We start from the raw sequence: 12,530 nt of genomic DNA on the forward strand, positions 1-12,530 counted from the left end.
GGTGACCTCCCCAACGACTCGTGAAGTCAATCATAGCCATAGCCAGTGGCTATAGCTATAACTACCTGAAAGCGCTAGCCGTAGTGGGTGGCGACGTTTTCGGGGTAGCTGCGGGAGAAGTAGTTCCAGAGCTGCTCGCCGTAGGTGGAGGGGCGGTAGGAGCTGGACATGTCAGCCACACCGGCCTCGGTCTCGGCAATGCTGGCCATGAACCCGGCGCTGTTGTGGTGGGGGCTGGCGGCCACGGCGGCGGCAAATTTCTCTTCGAGCGGCAGCGGGGTTAGGGCCACGTCGAGCGACGGGCCGTGAAAATAGCCTGCCGAGTAGCGCTCTTCGGTGGTGATCACCTGGTGGGCGGTGGCCACCAGGTAGTTGCCGGTCATGGCCTGGAGCGTCTCGCCCAGGTTGATCACGTACGACCCCTCCACCGTGGGCACGTCGATCCACTGGCCGTTTTGGTTCTGCACTTGCAGCCCGGCGGTGGGGCCGGGGTCGAGCACGGTCAAGAACCCGGTGTCTCGGTGGGCGTTGACCCCGGCCTCGCCCTTTGGAGTGGGGGGATAGTGGATGAACTTGGCCAGCGACATGGTCTGGGTTCCGAACGACCGCTCCAGGTAATCCTCCCCCAGCCCCAGCCCCAGCGAGAGGGCCCCCAAGAGGCGGTTGGCCAAGCCCCCCAGCTCGTCGAACCACTGGTTGGTGAGGTCTCTATGGCCGGGGAGGAGCCCATCGGGAAGCCACTGGTTGGGGCCCAGCAGGCGCAGGTAGTAGGGCTCGACGTCTTTGGGCTCGGCAGGCCACTCGGTCCACCAGTCGATCTGCTCTCGGATGTCGGGGCGATTGTTGGTGTATTCGGCCCCCTCCGGCTCCCAGCCCCGGAAGTGGCGGGAGCGCCGCTTGTCGATCAACTTCTTCTGCTCGTCGGAGAAGGCGAAGAACTTCCGCAGCATGGCGAAGATGTTGCCGCTCAGGTCGTCGGACACCCCATGGTTCACCACCAGCAGGAAGCCGACCTCGTGGCAGATCCGGCACAGCTCCTCGGCCAGGGCCTCGCGCTCGGCCCGGGTTCCCGACAGGGGGCCGAGATCCACCACGGGGATCTGATCGAACGCGCCTGCGGCGGTCACACTGTCCAGCGTAGCGGTCATCGCCTTGAGGCCCTCTGAATGGGATCAGACAGAGGGCGATCAGCCGAACTCCCCGCCCGCGAACCAGTTGTCGAATGCGGGTCGCATGGCCACATCGATGAGCTCGATCCGCAGGCCGGTGGTGGGGGGAACCAGAAAGGCAAACCCTTGAAGCCCACCGTCTTCGCTGGCCCCGCCATAGATCAGCTCGCACCCCCCGGCCTGAAGCGCGGCGATGTCGGCGTGGAGGTCTTCGGTCCAATAGCCCATGTGGTTGAGCCCCCCGTAGAGATCGAAATCCCAGAACGATCCTTCGGGGCCGGCGGCCAGCTCGATCTGCACCGGGCCCTCCACCGTGTAGGAGAACTGCACGCTGGTGGACACCACCTCACCGTCTATCAGCAGGTCGAGGTCGAGGGATTGCAGGGAATGCCAAGTGAGGCCGGTGGCGGCCGAGATGTGGGCCATGGACTCCTCAACATCAGCGACGACGATGCCGGTATGGAAGGGGTCGGTGATCAAAGCCATGGCGGCACGGTAGCCGATGGCCTGGGAATTGCCGCTAGCGACCCAAGTCGTCGATGTCGGTGACGAACTGGCGAGCGTTTTCGTTGTCTTGGGCCACGGCACCGATGGTCTTGGCCTTGGCGGTGCCTCCCCGCAGCGCGGCCAGCGGGTCGGTCTGGTCGCCTACATAGCCCAGGGCGAACGCGCCTTGGGTGTAGCCCATCATTCTCAGCAGATCGTCGTCTAGGGTGCGGGCGATCTCGGGCGGGCAGGCCAGATACTGGTTCTCCTCTTGGCGCACCCAACCCACCGCGTAGGTGATGTTCACCCCTCGGCGCACTCCGTCGCTGGTGTTGGCCCCGGCGCCGTGGAGCACCTTGCCGTCGTAGAACAGCACACTGCCCCGGCCCATCTCGGCCTGGGCATTGGGCAAGTTGAGGGCCTCGCCGTCGCCCACCCCTGAGCTGCCGGCCAGTATGTGGGTGGCGCCGTTGGCCGCGGTGAAGTCGGTGAGCGCCCACATGGTGTTGCACTGCACGTGGTAGTCGGCCCCGAAGGGGAAGAAGTCGAAGGCCATTTCGTCGCGGTGCGGCTTTTGGCGGGTCTCCCCCGGTTCCACCGAGATGATCTGGGTGAGGTGGAGCTGCACCGCGCTCACATGGCTGAGGAAATGGCTGACGGTGCCGACCGCCACCGGGTGCATGATCAGTTCGCGGGCGGTGGGGCAGCGGGCAATTAGGGCACCGGTGCGACGGGTGAACCGGCCGTCGTACTCATCGCGGCCGGCGTCGGAGGCTTCGATATAGGGCATGGCTTCGGCCTCAAGCCGATCCATGGTGGCCGCATCGGCCACGTCGTCGACGATGGCGTAGCCGAAGCGGCGCAGATGATCGCTCACTTCGGCCAGATCGGCGTTTGGGGGGAAATGACTCAGGGCCACGACAAGATGGTAAGCGGACTAGTTTCGAAACCGTGACTCGACTGGTGATCCATGCCGATGACGTGGGGATGTGCCACGGCGCCAACCAGGCCTTTGTGGAGCTGTCGCACTTCGGCACCATTACTTCTGGCTCCGTGATGGTGCCGTGCCCGTGGTTCACCGAGATCGCCGAGGCCGCGGCTGGGGACGACTCCCTCGACTGCGGGATCCACCTCACGCTCAACGCTGAGAAGACGCACTACCGCTGGGGTCCTGTGATCACGGCGGCCCCTTCATCGGGGCTGGTGGACGAGCATGGATTCTTGTGGCGAACCGTGGCCGAGGTGCGGCGCAACGCCCACCCCGACGCGGTGGAACAGGAGTGGCGGGCGCAGATCGACCGGGCGCTGGCGTTCGGGGTCAACGTGACCCACCTGGATGCCCACATGGGCTCGGCGCTGGCCCCGGAGTGGTGCGACCGCTACGTGGCGGTGGGCATCGACTACGGGGTGCCGGTGCTCATTACTGATTCTCTGGCCGCCTATGGCCCCCGACGCCATGTGGCCAGCCCATCGGAGGCCCAAGCCTCAGACGAGGCCATCAGGTCCGCCGCCGCGGATGCCCGAGCGGCAGGGATGCCGGTGTTTGACGTTGTGCTGGAGACTGATTTCTCTCGGGCGCCGCAGGAGCCGTCCGCATATCAGGAGATGCTTGGCAGCCTGGAAGAGGACTTGGTGTTCTGCGCCTTTCACCCCAACGCGCCCGGTGGCGCCGAGATTGAGGTGATCGAGCCCGACTCCTTCCATGTGCGCACCGACGAGTACGAGCTGTTCGGCACTGATGGTTGGAAAGAATGGTTGATGAGCCAGCCCTACGAGCTGGCCTCGATGGCTGACTTGGCTTAGCCGCAGCTAACCGCGCTTAGCCGGTGGGGTGGGGATTCTGGCGATCCTGGTGTGATCAGCCGGTGGGATGGGCCTCCAGGTGGCGCTGGCCTTGGCGGCGCATGAGGGTCCAGGTCTGCTCTAGGTAGCCGGCCTGGTCGTCCACCAGCTTCTTCAGCCCGAGCCGTAAGTGCTCGGGAATCTCGGGGGCGTCGGTGGGCTCAAGGAGCACGTCGAGCTGGGCCTGGTCTTCCAGGGTGGCGTGAAGGGCGGCGGCCCGGGCCAGGGTGGCCCCCACGCAGATGGCCCCGTGCCAGGGGATGATCACGGTGTGGTTGGTCTCGATGGCCGGCCCGATGGACTCGAAGCGGTCGTCCGGGCTCAGCACCTGGTCGTCGTGGAAGATGCAGCAAAGGTTGTGGCGCATTTTCAGCGGGCGGGCCAGGGAAGCCAGCGCGGTGATCCATCGGCCGTGACTGTGGACGATGGCGTTCACGTCGTTGCGGTTCTGATACACCCCGGCATGGAACTCGAAGCCCAGGCTCACCTCCCGGTTGCCCTCCAGCAGGTTGCCCTCGTAGTCGAGCTTCATTACGTCGTCGGCGGTGATCTCGCCCAGTGTCCGGTCGAAGGCGTTGATCCAGAAGGCGTCCTCGCCGGGTACCCGCACGCTGACATGGCCGCCGATGCCAGTGTCGCACCCCCTCACGGTCAGGGCCCGACAAGCCAACACAATGTCGTTCACAATCTCACTGGCTTCGCTCTCGGAGGTGCTCATGCCCCCTAGAGTACGGCATCAATGGAACAGCGCCAGTGTGAAGCCTCTGGGGCGGCTGATTGCGGCCCCAATCGAGGGCAGCATCAATGACGACCGTGGTAGTGCTCGGGGCCGGAGCGCTGGGATCGGTGTACGGCGCATGGTTCGCCGAAGCAGGTGCCGATGTGACCCTGGTAGCCCGACCGGCTCACGCCGAAGCGGTGAATCGTAGCGGGCTGAGGATCGACGACCAGGCACCGGTGGCCATCAGAGCGATCACCAACCCGGCCCAAGCGGGCGATTGCGACATCTTGCTGTTGGCCAGCAAGGCGTTTGACAACGCTGAACTGCTGGGCGGCTTTCGGGGTTCGGCCCAAGCCGCGTTCTCAGTGCAGAACGGGGTGCGCCAAGCCGAGCCGCTGGCGGCCCGATTCGGCGCCGCCGCAGTGGGCTGTGTGTCATTGGTGGGCGGCACGCTAGGCGAGCCCGGCCATGCATCTCACTCCTTTGACGGCCCCACCTTGCTGGGCGACCTGTCGAGCACGACGCCGGGCACGGCGGCGGCCATCGCGGCGGCCTTGCCGGGACGCAAGCTGGAGGTCCACGACGACATCGCCCCCGCGCTGTGGTCCAAAGGGGTGCTGGCCGCCGCGGCCATGGGAGTGGTGGGCCTGACCCGGCTGGTGTACCACCGAATTTTCTTGTTGCCCGAGACCCGTGACGTGTTCTACGACCTGGCTTGCGAAGGAGCAGCCATCGCCGCGGCGGAGGGAGTGGAACTGATCGACGGGCACGGGCCATTCCAAATACGGGCGCTTACCCAGGAGAGTCGGGCTGAGGCCCATCGGCGGCTCCTAGCCGTGGGCGAGGGCATGGAGGCGGCCGGAGAGACCGAGGTTCGGGTGTCCATCTTGCAGAGCATCGACCGGGGGCGGCCCTTCGAAGTGCAGGCCGTGTTCGGCGACCTGGTGGAGATCGCCAACAGCCACCGACTCGAGGTGCCCACGATGCGGGCCGTCACCCGGCTGCTGGCCGCGGCTATGTCTGGAGGATGACGAAACGATGAAGCTGCGAGAGCTGAGCCGGATGCTGGCCCGAGCCCCCAAGGGGGTGGCCCGGTGGCACACCTACGCCGACTTCCGACAGGAAGCCCGTCGGCGGCTGCCCAAGATGGTGTTCGAGTTCGTGGAGGGCGGTGCCGAGGGCGAGCTGACCATCGCCGCCAACCGGTCTGCCATCGACAGGGTGGAGCTGGCCCCGAACTATCTGGTGGATGTGGCAAACCGGGACGTGTCCACCACCGTGCTCGGCCAGCCGGTATCGCTGCCATTCCTGCTGGCCCCGGCCGGGCTGGCCACGCTGGTGCATCGCGAGGGTGAGCTGGCCGCAGCCCGGGCAGCTGCTGCCGCGGGCACCGTGTTCGCGGTGAGCACTGGATCGGGCTACTCGCTGGAGGACATTGCCGCAGCGGCGCCCAACTGCCGGCGGTGGTTCCAGCTCTATCTGTGGAAGAGCCCCGAGGTGGTGCAGTCGCTGGTGAATCGGGCCCGAGACGCAGGCTATGAGGCGTTGGTGCTGACGGTGGATGTGCCGGTGGTGGGCAAGCGAGAGCGGGATCTCCGCAACGGCATGTCGCTTCCCCCTCGCATTCGGTTGAACAGCGCGCTGGACACCGCCCGGCGGCTCCGGTGGCTGCGCCAGCTGGTGGCCGGGCCTGACATCACCTTCGGCAGCCTGGTGGAGCTGGGCATCGGCGACGACGCCAGCGCCATCGGGGCTTACGTCGACCGGGAATTGGCCGATCCATCCCGCACCTGGGACGACCTGGGGTGGCTGCGGCGGGAGTGGGACGGACCGCTGCTCATCAAAGGAGTGATCTCTGTGGCCGACGCCGAGGCCGCCGTGAAATGGGGCGCCGACGGGGTGATCGTGTCGAACCACGGCGGGCGCCAGCTCGACTCGGTGCCGGGGGCCTTCGCCGTGCTCCCCCGGATCGCTGAGGCGGTGGGTGACAGAGCCGAGGTGCTGGTGGACGGCGGATGCCAGCGGGGTTCCGACGTAGTGAAGGCCCGGGCCCTGGGCGCCCAGGCCGCAATGGGCGGGCGAAGCTGGTTCTGGGGACTGGCCGTGGCCGGCGAGGCCGGGGTAGCCCGAATGCTCGACGTGTACCGAGCCGACATCGACCGCACATTGGCCCTGGTGGGCTGCCCCCGCTTCGACGACATCGACCCCGAGCTCATCGCCCAATAGGCAGTATCGCTCCTGAAGACATCGGATTCCCTACACTTGTCCCTGCCAGGGGTTAGACACCGCGCGCTAGCTGGCTGGCTAAAGTACCCAGATGGTAAGCAGACGTATCAGGGGAGGACTCGTTATGGATCGCTTCGCAGTGCTTGGTGCTCTTGGAATGAGGCGGCACGCCATCCCGATTGTCGTTGCCTTTCTGGCTGTGTTCGCGCTATTGGCAACGAGCTGCGGTAACGACGACGATGACGGCGGCTCGGGCGGCCGAGGATCTGCCATGGGCGATGGATCGCTGGGCATTGTGACCGTGGCTGAAGGCGAGTCCATCCAGATCCGGTCACTGAACGCCATCAGCGGTCCGGTGGCCTTCTTGGGGCTGCCCAACCAGCGGGCCGTGGAGTTGGCCATCGCCGATTACGGGGATATCCGCGGGTTCTCCGTGGATATGGGCACGCCGCTCGACGGGCTCTGCTCTTCGGAGGGAGGCCAGGCCGCGGCTCAGACCATCGCCGCGGACGAGCAGGTCATAGGGGTGATCGGCACGTCTTGCAGCGGTGCCGGGGTGGCCGCGGCCCCGCTCATCACCCAGGCCGGCATGGTGATCATCTCGCCGTCCAATACCTCTCCCGCCCTCACCTCAGACTTCCAGGGTAATCCCGGTGAGAGCTACAACGTGGGCTACTACCGAACCGCCCACAACGACCTTGTGCAGGGTGCCGCAATGGCCAATTTCGTGTTCTCCGAGTTGGGCATCGACAACGCGGCAGCCCTCCACGACGGCGACCCCTACACCCAAGGGTTGGCCTCGGCCTTCCGCAATTCGTTCGAAGAGCTGGGTGGCACGGTTTCGGGCTTCACCGGCATCAACAAGGGCGACACCGACATGGTGCCCGCCCTCACGGAATTGGCCGCCGGCAGCCCCGGGGCGCTGTTCTTCCCGATCTTCCAGCCCGAGGGAGACTTCGTGGCAGCTCAAGCCCCGACGGTTTCGGGGCTGGGGGCCACGCTGCTCGCCGCCGACGGCTTGCTCGTGGACGACTTCCTCGCCCTCACCGACTCGGTGGGCATGCACTTCTCAGGTCCCGACACCCGGTTCGGAACCAACACGAACCAGAGCACCGGCCAAAACGCCGACCAGATCCTGGCCGCCTACACCCAAGCCTACGGTGAGGCCCCGTCGGCGGCCTTCTGGGGGCACTCCTACGACGCCGCCGCACTGCTCCTCGACGCCATCGCCGCGGCCTCGTGGGTGGAAGACGGCAATCTGCACATCGACCGGGCCGGGGTGCGCCAGCACCTGAACTCGGTCAGCGGCTACAGCGGAATCACCGGCACGCTGAGCTGCGACGATTTCGGCGACTGCGCATCCCAAAAGATCACCGTTGTCTACCACCTGGATTCAAGGGACGTAGAGGCCAGCAAGGAAAACGTCGTCTACTCCTACCCCTAGGAGGCCGGCACTTTCGACTTAGCCGTTTGTCCATTGCGCTGCCGCCGGTAGCTCTCATCGGCGGTGGCCTAGATGGTGGGGCTAGGCGGTGGGGCTAGGCGGACGGTGATGCAGAAGACCACCAAACAGCGCACAAACGTTGACTGGTTCCTCACCGTCCTTCGCGTCGCATCCCTGGCGGTGATCGCGTTGGGATTCACGGCTTTCGTCGCCCAGCTCATCAACAGCGACAACCCCTTCGCCCGATGGGCCAACCCCGACGCAATCAGCCTCACCGGGGAGCAATTCCAGGGTCTGGTGGTCACCGGGCTGGCCCAGGGATCGATGTACGGGCTGATCGCGCTGGGCTATTCAATGGTCTACGGGGTCTTGGGGTTCATCAACTTCGCCCACGGTGAGGTGTTTATGGTGGGGGCCATGACCGGGGCGATCACCTCCAACAAGCTGGCCGAGTCTGGCTACTGGGAGAGCAGCTTCGTTGTCTGCTTGCTGCTGGTGGTGGTGCTCTCCATGCTGGTATGCACTATCACCGCAGTGGTGATGGAGCGGGTGGCCTATCGCCCGCTGCGAGGAAAACCCCGGCTCATCCCGCTCATAACCTCGATCGGGGTTTCGTTCTTCCTTCAAAACTGCGTTCTAGCCCTGTTGGGTTCGACGGTGAAGTCGTACCCAGACCTGCCGAACTGGCTGACCGACAAGCGGACATTCCTGGATGTCCAAGGGTCCAAGATATTGGTGGTGCTGGTGGCTGCGATGGCCATGGTGGCGCTGTGGTACCTGGTTGAGAAGACCAAGACCGGCAAGGCCATGCGGGCAGTGGCCGAAGACGCCGAGATCGCCTCTCTCATGGGCATAGACGTGAACCGCATCATCGTCAAGACCTTCGCGGTGGGCGGGGCCATGGCCGGGGTAGCGGGCATCTTGTGGGGGCTGCTGTTCCGCAGCGTGATCCACACCACCGGTTTTTTGCCCGGCATCAAGGCGTTCAGCTCCGCCGTTGTCGGAGGCATCGGCAACCTGGGGGGCTCCATGGCCGGAGGGCTCACCATAGGGGTGGCTGAATCCCTCGGCCCGCTGATGATCCTGGAGCCGCTGGGGGTGAGCGGGCCATCCCAGTTGCGCGATGCGGTGGCCTTTGCCGTTTTGATCATCGTGCTGTTGGTTCGGCCCAGCGGTCTGTTCGGCGAGCGACTCCCCTCTGAGGAGCGCACATGAGCATGGTTGAAGAGTCCACAGCCGCCAAACCAGGCTCAGGGAAAACCGGGGCTGCTGCCTCTGCGCGCCGGCGGTTGTTGGACCAAGACTGGCGAAGGCTGATTTGTGCTGGCGCGGTGCTGGCGGTTGGACAGGTGTTCATTGCTTTGACCGGGATGCCGGTCACCTTCGACCGGCGGCTGTTGATCGATCCCATATTGAGCCTGGGATACCTGGCTTTGCTGTGGCTACCCCTGGTAGTGGGCAACTGGGTGGGCAGAGAACAGGTGCTGGAAGGCATGGCAGCGTACGCCAAAGGCGGGCGCGACGTGGTGGCCGGCGCCATGGCGGGGCTGCTGGGCAACCTGGGCCTCGCCCTCTTGGTGCTGGGGATCACCCACTTCGACATCCGCGACCCGCTGGTTCACTGGAGCCCCCAGCTTCTCGGAATCTTGGAATTCGACCAATCGGTGTGGCTGGGAGCGCTCGTCTGGCCGGCTATCGGCACCGCGACCGGGGCATTGGGCGGCGCCATGCACTGGATGGACGACAAGATCGCCCGCACGATGGTCTTGGCGCTATCGACGGTGTTCGCCGTAGCCGTGCTGGAGAGCGTGATCGTTGACCTGAGCCAGGGCTTTCACATCGAGGCGGTGCCGGATTGGCTTTACGGTCCCAAGCGAGGGCTCACCCTTGCGGCAACCGCGGTGATTGTTGCGGTCGCGGTGGCGGCGTCTGCGGGATTCTCCTGGGTTCGGGCCGCCAGCGGCCGCACGGCCCCACAGGCTTCGGCCCAACCCGACGCAGCCGGAACAGGCAGTTCGCCGACTCAAAAGACGTGGCGGCGAATCCCGGCCCAGAGGCTGCTGGGCTGGGCGTTCGCTCCGGCTGCCATCATCGTGTTGCCGCTGTTTCTGGGCCGGCTCACCAACGAGCTTCTCGCCAATGTGGGCCTGTTCATCTTGTTGGCGCTGGGGCTCAACATCATCGTGGGCCTGGCCGGGATCCTGGATTTGGGATACGTGGCCTTCTTCGCGGTGGGCGGCTACAGCGTGGCCGTGCTCACGTCGCCGGGGTCGCCCCGATTCGACCCCGAGATCCCCTGGTTCGGAGCCCTGTTTGCCGCCATGTTGCTGGCCGGGCTGGCCGGGCTTTTGATCGGAGCGCCGGTGATCCGGATGCGGGGCGACTACCTGGCCGTGGTCACGCTGGGATTCGGCGAGATAATCCGCATTCTTCTGCTGTCCGATTGGCTGTCGGGAACCTTCAACGGTGCCCAGGGAATCACCAACGTCCCCGGGGTAGAGGTGTTCGGCCTGGCCACAGTGCGGGGGTTCGAGCCTCGGTCGGTGCTGTATCTGGTGCTGTTCTTCTGTGCCATCGCCATCTACGTGTCTTGGCGGCTGGAGAACTCCCGCATCGGCCGGGCCTGGATGGCTATCCGCGAGGATGAGAGCGTGGCCGAGGCCATGGGGGTGGACACGGTCAGCGCCAAGATCATGGCCTTCGTCACCGGAGCGGTGCTGGGCTCGTTCAGCGGAGCCATCTTGTCGGCCAAGGTTGGGTCGGTGTTCCCCCACAGCTTCGCCATCATCGTGTCGATCGTGATTCTGGTGGTGGTGATCTTCGGCGGGATGGGCAACATCGCCGGTGTGGTCGCCGGGGCGGTGGTGCTCATCGGCGTATTGGGCGGGCCCAATCAGCCGGGTCTGCTCCAGGAATTCGCCGAGTACAAGATCCTGATCTACGGGGCGCTGCTGGTTTGGATGATGCTTCAGCGGCCCGAAGGTCTGATCCCCAGCGCCCGCAGAGCCCGAGAACTGCAAGCCAACGAGGTCAACCAGGATGCCTGGCTGCGTGCCCAGCCTGCGAGCAGAGCAGCAGACGACGCCGGCGGCAACAGGGGCCGAGGGCGGCCATGAGCGCCCGACCGATGCTGGAGATCGCCAGTCTGCATGTGGAGTTTGGCGGTCTGCATGCCCTGAACAAGCTCGACTTCACCGCGGAAAAGGGCGAGATCGTTGCGGTGATAGGCCCCAACGGGGCGGGCAAAACCACCTTCTTCAACGTGATCAGCGGGATGGTCGAACCCACTGGGGGAACGCTGACTTTCGAGGGGCAGTCGCTGCTAGGACTCGATCCCAACAAGATCACCGCCCGAGGCATCGCCCGCACCTTCCAGAACGTCCGGCTGTTCAACAACATGACCGTGCTGGAAAATGTGATGGTGTCCCAGCACTGCCGCACCCGACAGCGGGTGTTCGATGCCCTGCTGCAAACCCGCCGCTTCCGCACCGAAGAAGACCAGGTGCGAGCCCGGGGCAAGGAGGTGCTGGGCTTCTTCGGCACCCGCCTCACCGGTTACCGATTCGACCAGCCAGCCTCGGTGCTGTCGTATGCCAACCGCCGCCGTCTGGAGATCGCCAGGGCCATGGCCACCGACCCGAAGCTGATCCTCCTGGACGAGCCGGTGGCGGGCATGAACCCGGTGGAATCGGCTGAGCTGACCCAGCTCATCGGCAAGCTCCGTGACGAGATGGGCTACACCATCGTGCTCATCGAACACGACATGTCGGTGGTGCAGGACATCTCCGACCGGGTGGTAGTGCTGGACCACGGTGAGGCCATCGCCCGGGGCACCTATGCCGAGGTGTCGGCCAACCCGCAGGTGATCGAGGCCTACCTGGGGCAGACGACCGATGGGAGTTGAATCACCGGTGCTGGAGCTGCGGGGGGTGAACACCCACTACGGGGCGGTCCACATCCTCAAAGATGTGGACCTGGCCATCTACTCCGGCGAGCTGGTGTGCCTGTTGGGGGGCAACGCCAGCGGAAAGTCCACCACTCTGCGGACGATCCTGGGCATGGTGAAGCCCACCACTGGCGATGTGGTGCTCAACGGGCAGGTGGTGACCACCCAATCCACCCGGGAGCGAGTAGCGCTGGGGGTGACCATGGTCCCGGAGAACCGGCGGCTGTTCAAACGCCTCACGGTGGGCGAGAACCTGGAGATGGGGGCGTTTCTGCGCACCGATGCCGACGGGGTCGCCACCGACCGGGAGTGGGTGTTTGAGCTGTTCCCCCGGGTGAAGGAGCGTCTGAACCAAAAGGCCGGCACCCTGTCGGGGGGCGAGCAGCAGATGGTGGCCATCGGCCGGGCGCTGATGGCCCGCCCCCAGATTCTGCTCATGGACGAGCCTTCCATGGGGCTGGCCCCTGCGCTGGTGCAGCAGAACTTCGAGCTGATCCAGCAGATCCATGAAGCGGGGCTGACCGTGTTCATGGTGGAGCAGAACGCCAACATGGCCCTGTCCATCGCCGACCGGGGCTGGGTGCTGCAAACCGGGCGAGTGGTACTGGACGACACCGCCGAAAACCTCCTGGCCCACCCCGACCTACAAGCCTCCTACCTCGGTACCACCGAGAAGTAAGGTAATATGCGACAACC

Annotated in this window: 12 protein-coding genes; 8 read left to right on the forward strand and 4 right to left on the reverse strand. The window is 65.4% G+C overall.

The annotated features are described in order from the left end of the window. Positions 1-74 precede the first annotated feature (74 nt). From ACOQPI_RS17460 to ACOQPI_RS17470, 3 genes are read right to left on the reverse strand one after another with little or no spacing between them, the layout of a single operon-like run. Complete coding sequence (locus tag ACOQPI_RS17460) at positions 75-1,148, reverse strand: isopenicillin N synthase family dioxygenase (protein ID WP_420620876.1); 1,074 nt, start codon at positions 1,146-1,148, stop codon at positions 75-77. 39 nt (positions 1,149-1,187) lie between these two features. Then, positions 1,188-1,655: a VOC family protein gene (locus tag ACOQPI_RS17465; RefSeq protein WP_420620877.1), complete on the reverse strand. Its 468-nt coding sequence runs from the start codon at positions 1,653-1,655 to the stop codon at positions 1,188-1,190. A 34-nt stretch (positions 1,656-1,689) separates the two neighbouring features. After that, a complete protein-coding gene (locus ACOQPI_RS17470) occupies positions 1,690-2,574 on the reverse strand; it encodes a phytanoyl-CoA dioxygenase family protein (protein ID WP_420620878.1) in 885 nt (294 codons plus the stop codon). Positions 2,575-2,606: 32 nt separating this feature from the next. On the opposite strand from ACOQPI_RS17470, the gene ACOQPI_RS17475 reads away from it, so the two are divergent. Further along, complete coding sequence (locus ACOQPI_RS17475) at positions 2,607-3,458, forward strand: polysaccharide deacetylase family protein (RefSeq protein WP_420620879.1); 852 nt, start codon at positions 2,607-2,609, stop codon at positions 3,456-3,458. 55 nt (positions 3,459-3,513) lie between these two features. Here the strand turns inward: ACOQPI_RS17475 and ACOQPI_RS17480 are convergent, their stop codons facing one another. Continuing rightward, the gene (locus ACOQPI_RS17480; RefSeq protein WP_420620880.1) at positions 3,514-4,215 is read right to left on the reverse strand and encodes a class II aldolase/adducin family protein; all 702 of its coding nucleotides are present in this window, start codon (positions 4,213-4,215) and stop codon (positions 3,514-3,516) included. A gap of 86 nt (positions 4,216-4,301) precedes the next feature. Here ACOQPI_RS17480 and ACOQPI_RS17485 point away from each other — a divergent pair, with 86 nt between their 5' ends. From ACOQPI_RS17485 to ACOQPI_RS17515, 7 genes are all read left to right on the forward strand, one after another. Further along, a complete protein-coding gene (locus ACOQPI_RS17485; protein WP_420620881.1) occupies positions 4,302-5,249 on the forward strand; it encodes a ketopantoate reductase family protein in 948 nt (315 codons plus the stop codon). 7 nt (positions 5,250-5,256) lie between these two features. Continuing rightward, entirely contained in the window at positions 5,257-6,444 is a 1,188-nt protein-coding gene (locus ACOQPI_RS17490; RefSeq protein WP_420620882.1) for an alpha-hydroxy acid oxidase, read from the forward strand. A gap of 124 nt (positions 6,445-6,568) precedes the next feature. Further along, entirely contained in the window at positions 6,569-7,888 is a 1,320-nt protein-coding gene (locus tag ACOQPI_RS17495) for a branched-chain amino acid ABC transporter substrate-binding protein (RefSeq protein ID WP_420620883.1), read from the forward strand. A gap of 324 nt (positions 7,889-8,212) precedes the next feature. Then, positions 8,213-9,103, forward strand: a complete 891-nt coding sequence (locus tag ACOQPI_RS17500; RefSeq protein WP_420621064.1) for a branched-chain amino acid ABC transporter permease — start codon at positions 8,213-8,215, stop codon at positions 9,101-9,103. Then, on the forward strand, positions 9,100-11,004 hold the full coding sequence (locus tag ACOQPI_RS17505) for a branched-chain amino acid ABC transporter permease (RefSeq protein ID WP_420620884.1): 1,905 nt from the start codon (positions 9,100-9,102) through the stop codon (positions 11,002-11,004). Before ACOQPI_RS17500 ends, ACOQPI_RS17505 begins: the two co-directional genes overlap by 4 nt. Then, positions 11,001-11,792, forward strand: coding sequence for an ABC transporter ATP-binding protein (locus ACOQPI_RS17510; protein ID WP_420620885.1), 792 nt, complete (start codon positions 11,001-11,003; stop codon positions 11,790-11,792). The genes ACOQPI_RS17505 and ACOQPI_RS17510 overlap by 4 nt, the downstream gene beginning before the upstream one ends. Then, the gene (locus ACOQPI_RS17515) at positions 11,782-12,513 is read left to right on the forward strand and encodes an ABC transporter ATP-binding protein (protein ID WP_420620886.1); all 732 of its coding nucleotides are present in this window, start codon (positions 11,782-11,784) and stop codon (positions 12,511-12,513) included. Before ACOQPI_RS17510 ends, ACOQPI_RS17515 begins: the two co-directional genes overlap by 11 nt. The last annotated feature ends 17 nt before the right edge of the window (positions 12,514-12,530 follow it).

The sequence above is a fragment of the Candidatus Poriferisocius sp. genome (assembly GCF_965219815.1).
Taxonomy (GTDB): domain Bacteria; phylum Actinomycetota; class Acidimicrobiia; order Acidimicrobiales; family Bin134; genus Poriferisocius.

Coding starts and splice junctions, on each gene's coding strand:
- ACOQPI_RS17460 (WP_420620876.1), bottom strand. CDS start 1,148: ATGACCGCTACGCTGGACAGTGTGACCGCCGCAGGCGCGTTCGATCAG.
- ACOQPI_RS17465 (WP_420620877.1), bottom strand. CDS start 1,655: ATGGCTTTGATCACCGACCCCTTCCATACCGGCATCGTCGTCGCTGAT.
- ACOQPI_RS17480 (WP_420620880.1), bottom strand. CDS start 4,215: ATGAGCACCTCCGAGAGCGAAGCCAGTGAGATTGTGAACGACATTGTG.
- ACOQPI_RS17485 (WP_420620881.1), top strand. CDS start 4,302: ATGACGACCGTGGTAGTGCTCGGGGCCGGAGCGCTGGGATCGGTGTAC.
- ACOQPI_RS17490 (WP_420620882.1), top strand. CDS start 5,257: ATGAAGCTGCGAGAGCTGAGCCGGATGCTGGCCCGAGCCCCCAAGGGG.
- ACOQPI_RS17495 (WP_420620883.1), top strand. CDS start 6,569: ATGGATCGCTTCGCAGTGCTTGGTGCTCTTGGAATGAGGCGGCACGCC.
- ACOQPI_RS17500 (WP_420621064.1), top strand. CDS start 8,213: ATGTACGGGCTGATCGCGCTGGGCTATTCAATGGTCTACGGGGTCTTG.
- ACOQPI_RS17505 (WP_420620884.1), top strand. CDS start 9,100: ATGAGCATGGTTGAAGAGTCCACAGCCGCCAAACCAGGCTCAGGGAAA.
- ACOQPI_RS17510 (WP_420620885.1), top strand. CDS start 11,001: ATGAGCGCCCGACCGATGCTGGAGATCGCCAGTCTGCATGTGGAGTTT.
- ACOQPI_RS17515 (WP_420620886.1), top strand. CDS start 11,782: ATGGGAGTTGAATCACCGGTGCTGGAGCTGCGGGGGGTGAACACCCAC.